Annotated in this window: 17 protein-coding genes; 2 read left to right on the top strand and 15 right to left on the bottom strand. The window is 63.6% G+C overall.

The genetic code is table 11. The features are described 5' to 3' along the window. Window positions 1-115 precede the first annotated feature (115 nt). Complete coding sequence (locus ACWHYV_RS06290; protein ID WP_447979806.1) at window positions 116-949, top strand: hypothetical protein; 834 nt, start codon at window positions 116-118, stop codon at window positions 947-949. 236 nt (window positions 950-1,185) lie between these two features. Beyond that, window positions 1,186-1,728, top strand: coding sequence for a hypothetical protein (locus ACWHYV_RS06285; RefSeq protein WP_447979805.1), 543 nt, complete (start codon window positions 1,186-1,188; stop codon window positions 1,726-1,728). A gap of 433 nt (window positions 1,729-2,161) precedes the next feature. Here ACWHYV_RS06285 and ACWHYV_RS06280 read toward each other — a convergent pair whose 3' ends face one another. From ACWHYV_RS06280 to glmS, 15 genes are all read right to left on the bottom strand, one after another. Next, a complete protein-coding gene (locus ACWHYV_RS06280) occupies window positions 2,162-2,365 on the bottom strand; it encodes a hypothetical protein (protein WP_447979804.1) in 204 nt (67 codons plus the stop codon). A gap of 56 nt (window positions 2,366-2,421) precedes the next feature. Next, window positions 2,422-2,673 (bottom strand): response regulator transcription factor, encoded by a 252-nt coding sequence (locus tag ACWHYV_RS06275; RefSeq protein ID WP_447979803.1) that lies wholly within the window; start codon window positions 2,671-2,673, stop codon window positions 2,422-2,424. A 343-nt stretch (window positions 2,674-3,016) separates the two neighbouring features. Then, complete coding sequence (gene mgtE / locus ACWHYV_RS06270) at window positions 3,017-4,450, bottom strand: magnesium transporter (protein ID WP_447979802.1); 1,434 nt, start codon at window positions 4,448-4,450, stop codon at window positions 3,017-3,019. Window positions 4,451-4,630: 180 nt separating this feature from the next. After that, window positions 4,631-5,518, bottom strand: a complete 888-nt coding sequence (gene era, locus ACWHYV_RS06265) for a GTPase Era (protein WP_447979801.1) — start codon at window positions 5,516-5,518, stop codon at window positions 4,631-4,633. Window positions 5,519-5,586: 68 nt separating this feature from the next. Continuing rightward, window positions 5,587-5,934 (bottom strand): FtsB family cell division protein, encoded by a 348-nt coding sequence (locus ACWHYV_RS06260; RefSeq protein WP_447979800.1) that lies wholly within the window; start codon window positions 5,932-5,934, stop codon window positions 5,587-5,589. A 61-nt stretch (window positions 5,935-5,995) separates the two neighbouring features. After that, window positions 5,996-7,285 (bottom strand): phosphopyruvate hydratase, encoded by a 1,290-nt coding sequence (eno, locus tag ACWHYV_RS06255; RefSeq protein ID WP_447979799.1) that lies wholly within the window; start codon window positions 7,283-7,285, stop codon window positions 5,996-5,998. Between the two features lie 40 nt (window positions 7,286-7,325). After that, window positions 7,326-8,753, bottom strand: coding sequence for an Asp-tRNA(Asn)/Glu-tRNA(Gln) amidotransferase subunit GatB (gene gatB / locus ACWHYV_RS06250; RefSeq protein ID WP_447979798.1), 1,428 nt, complete (start codon window positions 8,751-8,753; stop codon window positions 7,326-7,328). Further along, a complete protein-coding gene (locus tag ACWHYV_RS06245) occupies window positions 8,750-9,079 on the bottom strand; it encodes a YtxH domain-containing protein (protein WP_447979797.1) in 330 nt (109 codons plus the stop codon). Before ACWHYV_RS06245 ends, gatB begins: the two co-directional genes overlap by 4 nt. 129 nt (window positions 9,080-9,208) lie before the next feature. Next, window positions 9,209-9,820, bottom strand: coding sequence for a DNA polymerase ligase N-terminal domain-containing protein (locus ACWHYV_RS06240; protein WP_447979796.1), 612 nt, complete (start codon window positions 9,818-9,820; stop codon window positions 9,209-9,211). Between the two features lie 35 nt (window positions 9,821-9,855). Further along, the gene (locus ACWHYV_RS06235; RefSeq protein ID WP_447979795.1) at window positions 9,856-11,646 is read right to left on the bottom strand and encodes a glycoside hydrolase family 15 protein; all 1,791 of its coding nucleotides are present in this window, start codon (window positions 11,644-11,646) and stop codon (window positions 9,856-9,858) included. Between the two features lie 111 nt (window positions 11,647-11,757). Next, on the bottom strand, window positions 11,758-12,165 hold the full coding sequence (locus ACWHYV_RS06230; RefSeq protein WP_447979794.1) for a DUF948 domain-containing protein: 408 nt from the start codon (window positions 12,163-12,165) through the stop codon (window positions 11,758-11,760). Between the two features lie 95 nt (window positions 12,166-12,260). Beyond that, window positions 12,261-13,727, bottom strand: coding sequence for an Asp-tRNA(Asn)/Glu-tRNA(Gln) amidotransferase subunit GatA (gene gatA, locus ACWHYV_RS06225; protein WP_447980691.1), 1,467 nt, complete (start codon window positions 13,725-13,727; stop codon window positions 12,261-12,263). Window positions 13,728-13,745: 18 nt separating this feature from the next. After that, the gene (gene panD, locus ACWHYV_RS06220; protein WP_447979793.1) at window positions 13,746-14,126 is read right to left on the bottom strand and encodes an aspartate 1-decarboxylase; all 381 of its coding nucleotides are present in this window, start codon (window positions 14,124-14,126) and stop codon (window positions 13,746-13,748) included. 72 nt (window positions 14,127-14,198) lie between these two features. Then, the gene (gene gatC / locus ACWHYV_RS06215) at window positions 14,199-14,492 is read right to left on the bottom strand and encodes an Asp-tRNA(Asn)/Glu-tRNA(Gln) amidotransferase subunit GatC (protein ID WP_447979792.1); all 294 of its coding nucleotides are present in this window, start codon (window positions 14,490-14,492) and stop codon (window positions 14,199-14,201) included. An 83-nt stretch (window positions 14,493-14,575) separates the two neighbouring features. Continuing rightward, complete coding sequence (gene glmS, locus ACWHYV_RS06210) at window positions 14,576-16,405, bottom strand: glutamine--fructose-6-phosphate transaminase (isomerizing) (protein ID WP_447979791.1); 1,830 nt, start codon at window positions 16,403-16,405, stop codon at window positions 14,576-14,578. Between the last annotated feature and the right edge of the window lie 8 nt (window positions 16,406-16,413).

The raw sequence follows: 16,413 nt of genomic DNA, 5'->3' as shown, positions 1-16,413 counted from the left end.
CCTTGTAACTCGTAGGCCGACCCCGGACGGGGCGCTCGCCTCATGGTATTCGCCTGCTCTCCGTGCTCTCATGAGGCGTCCATCCTCGTCCACCCCGTGCCGAAAGAGGCCTTCCATGCTCCTCTTATTCTTGCTCAGCGGTGCGATCGTGCTCCTTGGTTCTCCGCACGCGTCGGCTCTGACGATCCAACAGACGGCCGTGGCGACGAACCTGTCCCCGATCACGCCGCTCGTGGGATCGCTCACAACGGCCGCCGGCCAGACGACGATCTCAACGGGAATTCTGACGACGACCGGGCCGACCACCGGGAGTATCTTTACTCCGTTTCCCTTTGCCGGCGCTGCGGCCCCGCTGATCATCACAGGGGGCAGCATTTTCAACCCGTTCCCCTTCGCCGGGGCGGCGGCCCCGTTGGCCGCGACGAATACCAGCGTCTTCAATCCCTTTCCGTTCTCCGGGGCCGCCGCCCCGCTGGCCGGGATCGGCGGCAGCGTCTTCACCCCCTTCCCGCTCTCGGGCGCCGCGGCCCCGCTGGGATCCACCGGCGGCGCGAGCCTTGGCACCGCGGCCGCGCGATTCCCGGAGCGTACGGGAGGGTCCGTTCGGCCCGCGGCCTCCGCCGGCCCAACCATCTCGACGTCGACGACCCTTGCGTCCACGGGCGGCGCCTCGGGAACGCCCGGCAACGCGTCGGTCGAATCCACCGTGAATGTGTCGCTGCTCACGCAAGTCCTAGCCCCCGGATCGTTGCTGCTTCCCGCAAATGCACAAGGGGTCGGCACCTTCTCCTCGACCTTGAACGTGACGGTTTCCCCGTCCGCCTCGTTGATCCAGAATCCCGAGCCGGCCTCATGGGTCCTGCTCGCAACCGGGCTCACGTGGCTCTTGTGGAGCGCCATCAGGAGTGCCTCCCGACAAGGAAGATCCCGAGGAGACGGGAGCGGCTGATGACGGCAGCCGCCGCCGAGTGAGCGCGACGGTGGCGCTCCGCCGAACAGCCGGCGAGCTGAGAGAAGCCGAGCGGCGTGCTGGCCTGGCCGCGTTCAATCGGGCCTCAGGTTCCGTGATCCCCATCAGTTGCGTGGAGAGGTCGATGTGAGGTGGCAACGACCGGCGAGCGGTTGGGCGACCTCACTCGGCGGGCGACCCGAGGGACAAGGTGTTATGTTGCTTCACGCACGCTCATGGTACAGTGGTCCATGGCGCTCGAGGGAAGCCCTCACACCTCCCGGCTCTTGATCCCTGCCGCGCTGCTGATCACTGGCGCAGTCTTTCTCGTCGAGCTCGCGGCCCCGATCGGATGGGCGCTGGCCGCCTTATATGTCCTTCCCGTGGCCTTGGCCGCCTTCTGGTCGTCCTTCCGCCACTCCTTCTTGGTCGTCTCGATCACGATCCTCTCCACCGTGCTCGCCACGCTCGCCTTCTTCGCCTCCCCCTTTTGGGGGAGCACGCTGACGATGCTCACCGCCTATGCGTTACCAATGGCAGCCGTCTGGTTCATCGCCGTCTTGTCGCTCATCAGAAAAGCCGTCGAGCGCCGGCACAAGCACCGGATTCAGCGGGTCATCTGTGCCTCGTGCAAGCAGGTCTGTGGTGAACAGGGGCGTTGGCCGATCGACCAATACGCGCAGCAACACCTGGGAACGTTCGTCTCACTCGGGCTGTGCTCCGAGTGTGCGGGGCGATGGGGAGCGGCGTATCCGGGACGGATGAATGCCGGCGCGTAACCGGTTCTCTGCAACGCCCGCAGTGACGCTGCCGGCGGGAACAAGGGGATTAGGCGGCCGTCACCGGGCGTGTAGGACTTCGGGTAGGCGCCGAGGCGACGGGTGGACACGAAAATCAGCGTTTGCCGGATAATGGCCCCGCGGCCCTTTCGCTATTGACTACTTCCATAGGAGAAGGAGGATCTATGGGAGGATCAATGGTGAATTTCGTCTCGCAAGCCTTGCTGCTGATCGTGAAAGTCTCCGATTCTCGCCGTTTCCCTGCCGACAGACCACAAAGCCCCGCCGATCGGACTCAAGTCCCCGTCCCCACTCCCGGTCTGTTGACGACGGCTCCAGAGCCCTGAACACTCCGAAGTCAGCAACGAAAGTCGGCACGACTCCCGGCGATCGTCGGGGGGGGACCCGCCCGGCAAACGTGCCGGACGTCGCCTTACTTGATCCTGATCCTTGCTGCGATGAAGACGGGCCGGGTACTGCCCGGCAGCGCCAGCGGCCGGTGGAGGAGCCATTCGCCCTTGGGAAGATCGGCGAATGTCCGGACCGGCCGCAGCTGCCATGTGGTGGGATGAAGCAGAAGCGGAACTCGCGCACTTCGCCAGCGGAGATAGTTGGCCAGCCGTAACCATTTGCCCATGATGACTAGCTCAGGGGCGGGAACCACGACGTTGCGCTGACGGCCGCTGGTCGCGCTCAGGAGACGCGGCTGTTCGCCGGATAGTTCTTCGGCAGGTACTTCAAGAGCAAGGCCTGCCGGATGAGCTGGGCGACGTTTCGGACTTCCAGCCGTCGCATCAAATTGAATCGGTGGACTTCGACGGTCTGGACGCTGATCCCCAACTGCTCCGCGATCTCCCGGCTCGTATAGCCCTGGGTGATCAGATGAAGGATCTGCTTCTGCCGTGGGGTCAATGCGGGAGCCACGGTCGTCTTTCCTCTGGGCATACGCCTATCGACTAGTCGGTACATTAGTCCTCCTCTTGGCGAGAGTGGTGTCCGCATGCCTGCCTACCGGCCTGGCGAGCAACATCCATACCGCCATTCAAGCTGTTGATATTTCGTGCGTGATAATACCCGTGAGCGCGTAAGTGTAAATTTATATGGCGCAATTCCTAAGGTAACAAAGGACGAACGCAAGAAAAACCATTGACATTCTCTGACGTTGGTCGCGATCCAGAGTGGCGCCGACGGAGGGCGTCTGTCAAGACGCCAGGACGTCGCTTGCCTTCCTACAGACGACGCGAGGTTTTCTGCCACGAGGCATGGGACTCTACCGACAATGTCCTACTTACTTTAAATAGTCGAGCAGCGCGGTGGCAAGGGTGAGGTAGATCGTAATGCCCGAGATGTCGTTCGCCGTCGTGACGAAGGGCCCGGCGGCAACGGCGGGATCGACCCCCAGACGCTTCAGCAAAATCGGCATGACGGTCGCCATGCTGGTCGAGACGAGGAACGCAATGATCAGTGAGACCCCCACGACCGCCCCCAAGGACCAATGCCCGTGCCAGATCCATGTGGTCCCGGTCAGCAACACCGCGCAGGCAACGCTGAGGATCAACCCGATCCGGATCTCTCGAAAAAACACCTTCCAGAGGTCCGAGGACTCGATCGACCCGGTGGCCAGACCCCGGATGATGAGGGTCGAGGACTGGAGCCCGACGTTGCCCCCCATCGCCGCAATCACGGGAATAAAGCTCACGATCGCCACGACTTCTTGAATCGTGTACCGGAAAAACCAGAGGATCCAGCCGGACACCAGGCTGCCGACCAGATTGGTGAACAGCCAGGGCAAGCGTGACCGCGCCGCTTCGACGCTCGATGATCGGAGCAGGGCGTCTCCCCCTTCGGCCGCACCCGCCATCTTCAGCATGTCTTCGGTCGCTTCCTCTCGGATGACGTCGACGACGTCGTCCACGGTGATGATCCCGACGAGCGTGTGGTCCTTCTCCACCACCGGCACCGCCAAAAGATTGTAGCGGGCGACGAGCCGGGCCACCTCCTCCTGGTCGGTGTCCACGGAGACGCTGATCACATCCCGCGTCATGATGTTCTTGAGCGGCGTCCCGGGCGGCACGGTCAGCAACTGGCGCAGGGACAAGACACCGACGAGCCGGTCGTTCTTGTCGGTGACGTAGATGTAGAAGACCATTTCCGCGTCGGTCGCGTGTTGGAGGCGGCGGATGGCGTCCTGCGCGGTGGTGTCCTCCGGCAGCGAAAAGAACTCCGTCGTCATGATGCCGCCGGCGGTATCCTTCGGATACTTCAAGATCTCTTCGACCTCGGACGAGTCCTCCGTCCGCATCAAGTGGAGGATCTCCTTGGCCTGGTCTTCCGGCAGCAGTCCCAAGAGATACGCGACGTCGTCCTTGCCGAGATCTCGCAGCAACATGGCGACGTCGGCGGGAGGAATGTCGGCGAGCACTTGCGGCACGTCCGCGGCGTCCATTTCGCTCAGCACCTGCCCCCGAATCGATTCGCCGCGGACCAGCTCGAAGACCGTCCGCTTCTCCTTGGGCGACGACAAGTGCTCGATCACCTTGGCAATATCGGCCGGGTGCATCTTGCTGAGCATCTTGCTCATATTGCTGATCGCCCCGCGGCGCAACAGGCGTTGGAACGAGGCCAGCACGAGGTCGAACTTGGTCTGTCCCTTGTCGGGCTCGCGCACCAGGTCCCGAAGGGCATCCCGTTCGAGTTGTCGTGAACGTTCAGCAGGCTGCATAGAAGAAAAAACTCAGGTTCAGGCTGAGGTTGAGGTTCAGGTCAAGGCCCAGGATTCCTGCATGAGGAAACCGCTTTAGAAAACACGTTCAGAGCACAGGTTCAGACGGAGGCCGCTGTGAGGAGGGTGCGGCTCAGTTCAAGTCCTTTCGAATGCGTTAACCTCAATCTCAACCTTCTTTTAGTATCCCAGCGCGGACAGCACGTGCTCGTCTTCGCGCCAGGCGGGTCTGACCCTCACCCACAGCTCGAGAAACACCTTCATCTGGAACAGCCGCTCCATGTCGAGTCGGGCCTCCGTGCCGATAGTCTTCAGCCGGTCACCGTGCTTCCCGATGATGATCGGTTTCTGGGTGTCCTTTTCCACGAGGATCGAGGCCCCGATCCTCGCCAGTTTGCCTTCCTCCACGAACTGGTCGATCTCGACGGCCACGGAATACGGGATTTCGTCGCGCGTATGCTGGAGGACCTTTTCCCGGACGATCTCAGCCGCCAACATCCGCATCGTCTGATCCGTCAGCATGTCCGGGTCGTAGTGCGCCGGCCCCTCCGGCAGCACCCCGACGGTCAGGTCGAGCAGGCGATCGAGATTGAAGCCGGTCTGCGCGGAGACCGGGACGATCTCCGTCCATGCGAACAGGTGCCGAGCCGCATCGATCAACGGCAGCAGGCGGGATTTGTTGACCAGATCGACTTTGTTGATGAGCAGAAACGCCGGCATCGGGGTCTTGGCCACGGCCTCGCGCACCCGCTGGATGACAGCCCGGTCCCCCGGGCCCGGAGCCGGTCGGGTGGCTTCGATCATCACATACAAGAGATCGGCCTCCTGCATCGTCTCGATGGCCGTTCGCACCATGCGCTTGTTGAGCTGGTGTTGCGGCTCGTGGAGTCCGGGGGTATCCAGGAACACGATCTCCGCCTCGGGGCGGTGCAGCACACCGAGGATCCGGGTTCGCGTCGTCTGCGGCTTGTCGGACACGATCGCCACCTTCTCTTGGAGCAAGGCGTTGAGCAGCGTGGACTTCCCGACGTTTGGGCAGCCCACGATGGCGACCGTTCCGGATTTCATCTTCTCTCCCATCGGGTCGTCGTCCTATTCTCCTGCATCACCGCCTCGCTCACAAGTCGGCGAGGCGGTCATCGCCCTTTCGGCGCGGCCGCATCCGGCACCACCTGATACACCGTCTCCCCTTTCCGCACGAACCCGAGCCGCTCCCGAGCGAGCTCCTCGATCCGCGCCGGGTCCTGCTGGACGCGGCGGACATCGACCCGGAGCTCCCGGTTGATCTCCTCCAGGTCACGAATGGCTTGCTCGATGTCCTGCTGATGCCGAAGCATCGAGAGATACTTCCGGACCCCCATGTCGTCGAAGAAGAACGAGACGGTGAGAACGGCACCGAACAGCCCGCCGACCAGCCAGGCGGCCCGTATGAACACGCGGCGGATCCGGTGCATCGACCGATGGCTGCGATTGCGTCGGGTCATGATGCCCGTACGAGAGCGTGGAAGGTGTCCCCCTGCCTGGACGGCGCCGGGGGTGTTCGACTTACGAAGCTCTGTTCCGCCGCAACGCCTGACCGCCCGGATACACGGCTCCCGGGCCGAGCTCCTCTTCGATCCGCAGCAGTTGGTTGTACTTGGCCACGCGATCCGTCCGCGACAGCGATCCGGTCTTGATCAGACCGGTGTTCATCGCCACGGCGATGTCGGCGATCGTCGTATCCTCGGTTTCCCCGGATCGATGCGACACCACGGCCGTATACCCCGCCCGTTTGGCCAGCTCGATCGCGTCCAGCGTTTCGGTAAGCGTCCCGATCTGATTGACTTTGATCAGAATCGAATTGCCGATCCCTTCTCTGATCCCTTGCGAGAAAATCTCGACGTTCGTGACGAAGATATCGTCTCCTACGAGCTGCACCCGGCTCCCAAGTCGCTCTGTCAAGTGCCGCCAGCCCTTCCAGTCCAGCTCGCTCAGCCCGTCCTCGATCGACACGATCGGATACCGGCTCACCAGGCGCTCGTAATAGGCCACCATGTCCTCTGAAGAACGGTCCTGCTGCTCGGCCTCCAATCGATACCGCCCCTTCTCGTAGAATTCGCTGGCTGCGGCGTCGAGCGCCAACACGATGTCCTTGCCCGGCCGATACCCGGCGGCTTCGATCGCCTGCACGATCAAGCCCAACGCCTCCTCATTGGATCCCAGATCGGGCGCAAACCCTCCTTCGTCGCCGACCGCGGTGTTCAACCCCTTTTTCTTCAGCAGCCCCTTGAGCGTATGGAAGACTTCGGTCGCCATCCGCAAGGCCTCGCTGAACTGTTTGGCGCCCACCGGCATGATCATGAACTCTTGGAGATCGAGCCGGTTGTCGGCATGCGCCCCCCCGTTGATGATGTTCATCATCGGAACCGGCAAGGTCCGGGCATGCACCCCGCCCAGGTAACGATACAAGGGCTGGCCGGAATCGGCCGCCGCCGCCTTGGCGACCGCAAGGGAAACGCCGAGAATCGCATTTGCCCCGAGCCGGCCCTTGTTCTTCGTCCCATCCAGATCGATCATCGTGCGGTCGATCGTGACCTGGTCGAAGGCATCCAAGCCGAGCAACTTCGGCGTGATCACTTTGCTGATGTTGCCTACGGCCTTCGTGACTCCCTTCGCCATCCATCGCTTCTTGTCGCCGTCGCGAAGCTCGATGGCCTCTTTCTCACCCGTGGAGGCCCCGGACGGCACCGCGGCCCGCCCGCGCGCCCCGCTCTCCAAGGCCACTTCCACCTCGATGGTCGGATTCCCGCGGGAGTCCAAGATCTGCCGCCCGACAATCTCGCGAATCGCGCTCATCGCCTCTTTCCTTTCAAATCTCGTACGCAGGACCCGCTCCTCATTGGCTCAATTTCCGCTTCAACAGCTCGTTCACCTTGCCCGGATTCGCCTTCCCCCCCGAGGCCTTCATCACCTGCCCGACCAAGAAGCCCAAGACCTGCTCCTTCCCGGCCCGGTACTGCGCCGCCTGGGCGGGGTTCTTCGTCAACACCTCGTCGATCATCTTCTCGAGCGCGCCTTCATCCGACACCTGCGTCAACCCCTTCTCCTGCACGAGTCGCTCGGGAGAGGCTCCGCTCGCATAGAGCTCCGGAAAGATCTCACGGGCGACCTTGAGGCTGATCGTGCCCTTGTCGACCAACTGCAGCAGGCTGACCAGCCGCTCGGGCGTCACGGGCGAACGGCCCGCCGGCGTGCCCGATTGGTTCAACTCGCGCAGCAACTCCCCCATGACCCAATTGCTGACGGTTTTCGGCTGACCGAACCGCGCGACGCACGCTTCGAAATAGTCCGCGAGATCGCGGGATGACGTGAGCACGCCGGCATCGTACTCGGGCAGGCCGTACTCGGTGACAAACCGCCGCTGTCGCACGGCGGGCAACTCGGGCAGCTTGGCGCGGACCTCCTCGATCCACTCGGGGGCGATCTTGACCGGCACCAAATCGGGGTCCGGGAAGTACCGGTAGTCGTGCGCCTCTTCTTTGCTGCGCATGACGGCTGTCTGGCCCTTCTCAGGATCCCACAGGCGCGTTTCCTGATGAATGGTTCCGCCTTCGCTCAAGACCTTCGTCTGCCGCTTGATTTCGTAGTCGATCGCCTCCTTCACGAACTTGAAGGAGTTGATGTTTTTCAGCTCGACCTTCGTCCCGAACGCCTGCTGCCCTGCCGGCCGCAACGACAGGTTGGGCTCGCACCGGAGGCTGCCTTCCTCCATGTTCCCGTCGCACACCTCCAGGTACATGAGCATGTCGCGAAGCGCTTTGAGATACGCGACCACGTGGTCCGCCGACCGCATGTCGGGCTCCGTGACGATCTCGAGCAAGGGGGTCCCCGCCCGATTCAAATCGACCCGGCTGCCTCCGCCGGCATCATGCAGGTTCTTGCCGGCATCCTCCTCCAGGTGCGCGCGACGGATGCGGATGCGCCGGGTCTCCCCGCCGACCTCGACGTCGATCCACCCGTGCTCGCAGATCGGCGCTTCATACTGCGAGATCTGGTAGCCCTTGGGCAGATCCGGGTAGAAGTAATTCTTGCGGGCGAACCGATTCGTGGGAGCGATCCGACAGTTCAACGCCAGGCCGGTCCGTATCGCCATCTCGACCGCCGCCCGGTTGATGACCGGCAAGGTCCCCGGCATCCCGAGACAGATCGGGCAGGTCTGCGTGTTGGCCGGCAGCCCGAAGCGCGTCCCGCAGCCGCAGAACATCTTCGACTGCGTCAGCAATTGCGCGTGCACTTCGAGACCGATGACCGGTTCGTAGGTCACGAGTTCGACCTCTGCTCCGTGTGCTCGCGCTGGCGGCGGATCGCGTCACGGCCCGCGTCGAGCGCTTCTTTCAACACCGACGATTGCTCGTGCACGAACTCGCGCCCTTTTTCCCTGGCCGCTTGCCACGTTTCGCCCGCCTTGTCGGCCAGATCCTTCAAGCTCTCCCCGGTCTTCCGGGCATAGCTGCGGACCTGCTCACGCGATTCCCGGCCGGATTGCGGTGCGAGCAGCAGGGCGGCGATCCCTCCGATCGCGGCGCCCGCGAGAAACGCCAACATGACGGCCGTCCCCGAGATACCTTCGGCTCGCTCTTCATCGCTCATGGGATTCCTCCTGTGACGACAACCTTCAATGTTTTCAATAAGACAGATCAAGCTGAGAGTATTCGATCCATGAGGCGCTGTCAACGAGAGCTTTGTAGCGCTCCCCTAGGCAATAGAGGTGAGACCACCTTACGGGTGGGACGGCATCGTGGGCGGGTCGCCGGTTGCCGCCTTGGCGACGTCCCCGCCTTCGTCGGCCGCGATCTCGGCGAGCAGGCGCCCCGTCACCACGGAGCGCGGGTGCCTCACCGTCACGTCGTCCGTTGAAGCATGGGCGTCTCGATGCTTGATGAGTAGCCACTGACGGTCCCGTGTACGCACCAACGCCCACGACCCTTTCAGCTTGGCGCCCTCCAGCCTGAGCTTGAGCTCTCCCGTGCGAAGCGCCGCCTCGACGTCTTGGCCCCCTTCCGGCTCATAGCGGCCGCGATCCCAGATCATCACCGTCCCCGCTCCATACTCGCCTTCGGGGATCACCCCTTCGAATTCGGCGTAGTCGAGGGGATGGTCCTCGACGGCCATGGCGAGGCGTTTGACCTTGGGGTCGACCGAGGGCCCCTTGGGGACCGCCCAGGACTTCAAGACTCCTTCGCTCTCCAGCCGGAAATCGTAGTGAAGATGGCTGGCCCGGTGCTTCTGAACGACGAAGAGCCGGCCATGGTCCGACTGCTTCCGCTCCGGCCTCGGCTCCGGCGTCCGGCCGAACCGCCGCTTCTTCTTATATTCCTCGAGCCCAGACACACCCTACCCCATATCACCTACCCCTTATCACCATGTCATCCTTTCCGTCTTTCCTCTGCCGGGCCGCCGCGGCGCGACAGGTTCCTGGCGGTGTTGATCAAGCCGACGTGGGAGAATGCTTGAGGGAAATTGCCCAACTGCCGGCGCGTGACGGGATCATACTCCTCGGCCAGGAGGCCCACGTCGTTGCGGATCGCGAGCAGGCCTTCGAACAGATCACAGGCCTCCTTGTGACGCCCCATGAGCGCCAGATTGTCGGCCAACCAAAAGGAGCAGGCGAGGAAGGCGCCTTCGCCCTGCGGCAGGCCATCGACCTGGTCGGTCGAATCGTACCGGTGCACGAAGCCATCCACGAGCAGGCGCTGTTCAATGGCTCTGACCGTGCTTTGCATCCGGGGGTCCTCAGGCGGCAGGAACCCCACCAGGGGGATCATCAGCACGCTCGCGTCCAGGCTCTTGGCTCCGTAGTACTGCACGAATGCCCCCAGCTCGGCATCGTATCCTTCTCGGCAGACTTGCTCGTGGATCGCCGCTCGCGTCTGTTTCCATCTGGCGACCGGCCCGTCCAAGCCGAAACGCTCCACCGCCTTGACGGCACGGTCCATCGCCACCCAGGCCATCACCTTCGAATGCGTGAACTGCCGTCGAGGTCCGCGGACCTCCCAAATGCCTTCATCGGGGCGATCCCACGCCGTCTCGAGAAAATCCATTAACGCGCGTTGCAGTCGCCACGAATGCTCCTCCGGCTCGATCCCGGCCCGCCGCGCCTGGTGCATCGCGTCCATGATTTCGCCGTAGACGTCGAGTTGAAACTGGTTCACGGCCTTGTTGCCGATCCGTACCGGACGCGACGCCTCATACCCCGGAAGCCAGTCGAGCTCCAGCTCTGTCAGCCGGCGTTCTCCCGCGGCCCCGTACATGATTTGCAGCTCCGACGGGCGGCCGGCCGCCGCCCTCAGCAACCACTCGCGCCAGGCCTTCGCTTCCTCGGTGTAGCCGGCGAGCATGAGCGCATACAGCGTGAAGGTCGCGTCTCGGACCCAGCAGTACCGGTAGTCCCAATTCCGAGGGCCGCCGATCATTTCAGGGAGGGACGTGGTCGCCGCCGCGACGATCCCCCCGGTCGGGGCGTAGGTCAGGGCTTTGAGCGTGATCAAGGATCGGTGTACCGGCTCCTCCCACTGTCCGTCGTACGTGCAGACGGCCGACCAGTCGCGCCACCATTGCTCCGTTTCAGCGAGAGCCCGGCCGGGCTCGACCGGTGCAGGTTCAGGGAGATGGGACGGGTGCCAGACGAGCACGAAATCGATCCGCTCACCCTCCGACACGGTGAAGTCCGAGACGGTCTTGAAGTTCTTTCCGTGGGTCGGGACCCTGGTCCACAGCGTCAAGGCGTCCGGTCCGGCGATCGCGATCAACGCACCGTTCCGCCGGCGCACCCAGGGGACGATCGAGCCGTAATCGAACCGCATCACGAGCTCCATGTGCATGGGCACGCGGCCGCGCCGCCCGACGACGGTGCGGACGAGGTCGGCTTCCTGATGGCGAGGCGGCATGAAGTCGATCAGCGTGACGCCGCCTTCGTCGGTGTCGAAGTCCGTCTCGAGAATGAGCGTGCCGTCCCGGTATCGGCGCACGATCCGGCGCAGCTCAGTGGAGGGAGCGATCGACCAGCGGCCGTGCTCGGGGGTCCCCAGCAACGCGGCGAAGCAGGCGCCGGAATCGAAGCGCGGCAGACAGAGCCAGTCGATGGACCCGTCCCGCCCGACCAAGGCTCCGGTCTGGGTGTCGCCGATCAGCGCATAGTCTTCGATCCGTAACGGCACGGCTCCCTCCGAACACACTCCACCGCCTTGAGTGTACGCAGGGATCTTGGCTGGAAATCAATCGGCGCGAGGACGAACCGCTGTAGGAACCGGGCGAGGACGTGCGGGAGACTAGCGCGCGCCGTTCGGCTCTCCGCTCGATTTCGACAGGCGTTCCTTGATCACCGCGGTCGCCGCCCGGAGACCGGTCATCAGCAACCCGAGACGCCCGAGGACGTGTTCCCCTTGGCCGCGCACGAGGCCGTGCATCTGCTGGACGGTCTGACCGATGTCGCCGACGGCATGCAGGAAGACGGCGGCATGCTCGACGCCGTCCCGAGCCTGCTCCGCCAACAGGTTGACCTTCTCGGTGGTCTGGCGAAGCTCGCGAAGCAACAAGGGGAGCTCGGCATTCACCTGTCCCAAGAGGCGCTCGAGCTCCATCGTGGTCTTCCTGACCTGGATCAAGGTGGAGACGATATAGGCGGTGAGCACGGCGAATGCGACGGCGGCGATCAGTGCGGACGCCTCAAGCAGCATAGGACCTCCTCGGGAGGCTGAGTAAGGATGAGGGCGCTGAACCAGGGAGGCGACCCTCACGCCGGCCCTCGAGCCCGTTCGGCTCCGCCCAACAGTTATCGGATATTCGGGCGCTTCGCGCGCCACGTCGTCGCTTGCTCATACGCATGCGCGGCCCTGAGCAGCACGTCCTCCTGGAACGCTCTCCCCATGAGCTGCAGACCGATCGGGAGCCCCGCCTTGCTGAAGCCGCATGGAACGGCGATCGCGGGGATGCCGGCGAGGTTCACCGAGATCGTATAGATGTCGGACAGGTACATCTGGAGCGGGTCTTCGATTTTTTCACCCAGCTTGAACGCGGGGGTCGGTGTGACGGGCGAGGCCAGCAGATCCACTTCCTGGAACGCCGCCTCGAAATCCCGGCGAATCAGCGTACGGACCGCCTGCGCCTTCCCGTAGTAGGCCTCGTAATAGCCGGCACTGAGGGCGTACGTGCCGAGCATGATACGCCGCTTGACCTCGGGACCGAACCCCTCCTGCCGCGTCTTCAGGTAGAGATCGAGGAGATCCTTCGCCTGCTTGGTGCGCAGGCCGTACTTGACGCCGTCGTACCGCGCGAGGTTCGAGCTGGCTTCCGCCGTGGCGATCAGGTAGTAGGTGGCGACGGCCGCCCCCATGGTCGGGAGCGACACGTCGCGGATCTCCGCCCCGAGATCAGCCAAGACTGCGATCGCGTCGCGGACCGCCTCGCCCACTTCAGGGTCGAGTCCCTCGGCGAAATATTCCGCCGGCACGCCGACCCGCAGCTTCTTCATGTCCTTTTTCTTGAGCGTCTTCAGGTAATCCGGCACCGGCACGTCGGCCGAGGTGGAATCGAGCGGATCATGACCCGCGATGACGTTCATCATCATGGCCGCATCGGTCACGTCCTTCGTGATCGGCCCGATCTGATCCAAGGAGGAGGCAAAGGCGACCAGCCCGTATCGGGACACGCGCCCGTACGTCGGCTTGAGCCCCACGACGCCGCAGAAGGCGGCGGGCTGGCGGATCGACCCGCCCGTATCCGACCCCAGCGCGGCCGCGCACTCATCCGCGGCCACGGCGGCCGCCGATCCCCCGCTGGAGCCGCCCGGGACATAGGCCGGGTTCCAGGGATTGCGACTCGGGCCGAAAGCCGAATTTTCAGTGGACGACCCCATCGCGAATTCGTCCAGGTTCGTCTTTCCAAGGAACAGCACGTTGCGTGCCCGAAGGCGCGCGACGACCGTCGCGTCGTACGGCGGCGTAAAATTGGTGAGCATCCGAGACCCGCAGGTCGTCGGCACCTGCTTCGTGCAAAGGTTGTCCTTGACGGCGATGGGCATCCCCATCAACGGCAGGACCTTGCGCCAACCTTTGAGCCGCTCATCGAGGGCATCGGCCTCGGCCAAGGCCGCTTCCTTCGTCTGCGTGATATAGGCTTTGATCTTGGGCTCCACCTGATTGATCCGGAGCGTGTAGGCCCGGACGATGTCGCGGGCGGTGACGTCCCCCTTGGTGAACCGGTCCTGCAGTTCGTGGAGCGTGAGCTTGTGAAGCATCAGGCAAACCCGGGTGGACGATCAGCGGGAGGCTTTCGGCTGGGTCGGCTTCTGCTGGGCGATGTGGTTCTTTTCGTCGACCAGGATGATCTTGGGCCGATGGCGCATCGCTTCATCCTCGGCATAGAACTCGTAGCAAAAGATGATGACCTTGTCCCCGACGACGGCCTTTCTCGCCGTCGGCCCGTTGAGCACCACTTCTCCGCTGCCGCGCCGTCCGGCCATGGCGTAGGTCGTGAATCGCTCGCCGTTGTTGAGATTCGAGATCATCACCAGCTCATACGGCAGGATGCCTGCGGCGTCGAGCAGGTTCTCGTCGATCGTGATGCTGCCTTCGTATTCCAGGCAGGCCTCCGTCACCGTCGCCCGGTGAATCTTGGCCCGCAGCATTTGTCGTAGCATGTGGAATCCTTCTGTCTCCGTTCTGTTGAGTCCGTGACGGTCGAGCCGACCGACGACACGGGCGGACGAGGGTCAGCGCTCCTCGAGAATCCGCGGGACCTTGAAATAGCCGTCCATCGCATCGGGGGCGTTGCCGAGCGCCTCCTCGACAGGCAGGCTGGGCCGGTGCTCGTCGGCACGAAACACGTTCGCCTGCTCGATGACGGTCGCGGTCGGCTCCACGCCTGCCGTGTCCCAGGCCTTCAACTGCTCGATGTACGTTAAGATACTGCTCAGTTGCCGGGTGAACGCCTCCGTTTCCGCCTCGGTGATCTCCAAGCGCGCCAGCTTCGCGACGTGCTCGACTTCTTGTTTGGTGATCGGCATCCCGCCGGCTCTCGACTTTCAATCAGATTAACACATTTGCCTATGAGGATTCCTGGCCGTCCCCGCCCGCCGAAGGCCTCCCGCTATTCGACCGTCACACTCTTGGCCAAGTTCCTCGGCTGATCGACATCGGTCCCCCGCAGGACGGCGATGTGATAGGCCAAGAGCTGGAGCGCCACCGCATAGAGAATCGGCGTGAGCAAGGCCGGCACGTCGGGGATCGTAAAGACGGCGTCGGCGGATTTCCCGAGGTCCCGCTCGCCTTCGCTCACGAACGCGATCACGGGGGCGTTCCGCGCCTTGACCTCCATCAGATTGCTGACCGTTTTTTCGTACAGCCGGTCCCGGGGGACCAAGACGACGACGGGCATGTCCTTGTCGATGAGCGCGATCGGACCGTGCTTCATCTCACCGGCCGCATAGCCTTCGGCATGGATGTAGGAGATTTCTTTCAGCTTGAGCGCCCCTTCGAGCGCGATCGGATAGTTGATGCCGCGGCCGAGATAGAGGAAGTTGCGTTTCGTGTGATACCGCTTGGAGATCGCCACGATCTCGGCTTCGCGCTTCAAGATGTGCTCGACACGCATGGGCAACGACACCAGCCGTTCCAGCCACATGCGGCCGTCGTTGGCGTTGAGCGTGCCCCGCACGCGTCCGAGATGCAGCGCCAGCAGATATAGGGCGGTGAGCTGCGCGGTGAACGCCTTGGTCGAGGCGACTCCGATTTCCGGCCCGCAATGGGTGTAGAGCACGCCGTCCGATTCCCGAGCCAGGGTACTGCCCACCACATTGACCACGGACATGACCCGGGCGCCCTTGACCTTCGCTTCGCGTGCCGCCGCCAGCGTGTCGGCCGTCTCTCCGGACTGGGAGATCGTGATGAACAGGTCGTCTTTTTGTACGAGCGGGTCGCGGTAGCGGAACTCCGACGCGATGTCGACCTGTACCGGCGCCTTGACCATTTCTTCGAACAGATATTTCCCGACGAGCCCCGCATGCCAGGAGGTGCCGCACGCGACGATCCAGATTTTCCCGGCCGCTTTCAACTGCTCCGGCGTCAACCCCAAGTCGGGAAGGTCCGCCTCGCCCGCTTCGAACCTGTACCGGCCCCGCATGGTATCGAGAATGGTCTGCGGCTGCTCGTGAATCTCCTTCAGCATGAAGTGCGGATACCCGCTCTTCTCGGCCGCCGCCGCGTCCCATGCAATCGTCGTCGTCTTTCGGCTGACCGCCTGCCCCTCGGTGTCGAGGATCTGCACGTCGGAAGGGGTCACGATGGCGAGGTCGCCCTCCTCTAGGTAGGTCACGTCGCGCGTGTGTTGCAGCATGGCCATGACGTCGGAGGCCACCAAGCTCGAACGGCCCGTACGGCCGATGACCAAGGGACACCCGGATCGCGCGGCGACCAGGCGATCCGGTTCGCTCTCACAGATGGCGGCGATCGCGTAGCTGCCGCGGATCTCTTTCGTCGCGGCCAGCACGGCCTCGGCCAGAGACTTCCCCTGCTTCAGATAGCGCGCCACCAGATGGGCGACCACTTCCGTGTCCGTCTCGGACTCGAAGCGGTACCCGTCTTTCTGGAGTTGTTGCTTGAGCGGCAGGTAATTCTCGATGATCCCGTTGTGCACCAGCACGCAGCCGCCGGAGCGGTGCGGGTGCGCATTTTGCTCGGACGGCTTGCCATGGGTGGCCCAGCGCGTGTGGCCGATGCCGGTCGAGCCCTTCAACGCGTTGCCCTTCAGCATCTTTTCCAGGTTGGAGAGCTTGCCGACGCTGCGCCGCACCTCGATCTTCCCCTGATGGAGGAGGGCGATGCCGGCGGAGTCGTAGCCCCGATACTCGAGCCGTTTGAGGCCGTTCAAGAGGATCGGCACCGCGTCTTCATCGCCGACGTACCCGACGATACCGCACATAAGTCCTC

The organism is Candidatus Nitrospira bockiana (assembly GCF_965152565.1).
The sequence above is the reverse complement of the archived record's forward strand: the minus strand, read 5'-3'. Positions and strand labels throughout refer to the sequence as shown.

Coding starts and splice junctions, on each gene's coding strand:
- gatC (WP_447979792.1), bottom strand. CDS start 14,492: ATGCCGATCACCAAACAAGAAGTCGAGCACGTCGCGAAGCTGGCGCGC.
- glmS (WP_447979791.1), bottom strand. CDS start 16,405: ATGTGCGGTATCGTCGGGTACGTCGGCGATGAAGACGCGGTGCCGATC.
- ACWHYV_RS06230 (WP_447979794.1), bottom strand. CDS start 12,165: ATGCTGCTTGAGGCGTCCGCACTGATCGCCGCCGTCGCATTCGCCGTG.
- ACWHYV_RS06290 (WP_447979806.1), top strand. CDS start 116: ATGCTCCTCTTATTCTTGCTCAGCGGTGCGATCGTGCTCCTTGGTTCT.
- ACWHYV_RS06245 (WP_447979797.1), bottom strand. CDS start 9,079: ATGAGCGATGAAGAGCGAGCCGAAGGTATCTCGGGGACGGCCGTCATG.
- mgtE (WP_447979802.1), bottom strand. CDS start 4,450: ATGCAGCCTGCTGAACGTTCACGACAACTCGAACGGGATGCCCTTCGG.
- ACWHYV_RS06280 (WP_447979804.1), bottom strand. CDS start 2,365: ATGGGCAAATGGTTACGGCTGGCCAACTATCTCCGCTGGCGAAGTGCG.
- eno (WP_447979799.1), bottom strand. CDS start 7,285: ATGAGCGCGATTCGCGAGATTGTCGGGCGGCAGATCTTGGACTCCCGC.
- panD (WP_447979793.1), bottom strand. CDS start 14,126: ATGCTACGACAAATGCTGCGGGCCAAGATTCACCGGGCGACGGTGACG.
- ACWHYV_RS06260 (WP_447979800.1), bottom strand. CDS start 5,934: ATGACCCGACGCAATCGCAGCCATCGGTCGATGCACCGGATCCGCCGC.
- ACWHYV_RS06275 (WP_447979803.1), bottom strand. CDS start 2,673: ATGCCCAGAGGAAAGACGACCGTGGCTCCCGCATTGACCCCACGGCAG.
- era (WP_447979801.1), bottom strand. CDS start 5,518: ATGAAATCCGGAACGGTCGCCATCGTGGGCTGCCCAAACGTCGGGAAG.
- ACWHYV_RS06285 (WP_447979805.1), top strand. CDS start 1,186: ATGGTACAGTGGTCCATGGCGCTCGAGGGAAGCCCTCACACCTCCCGG.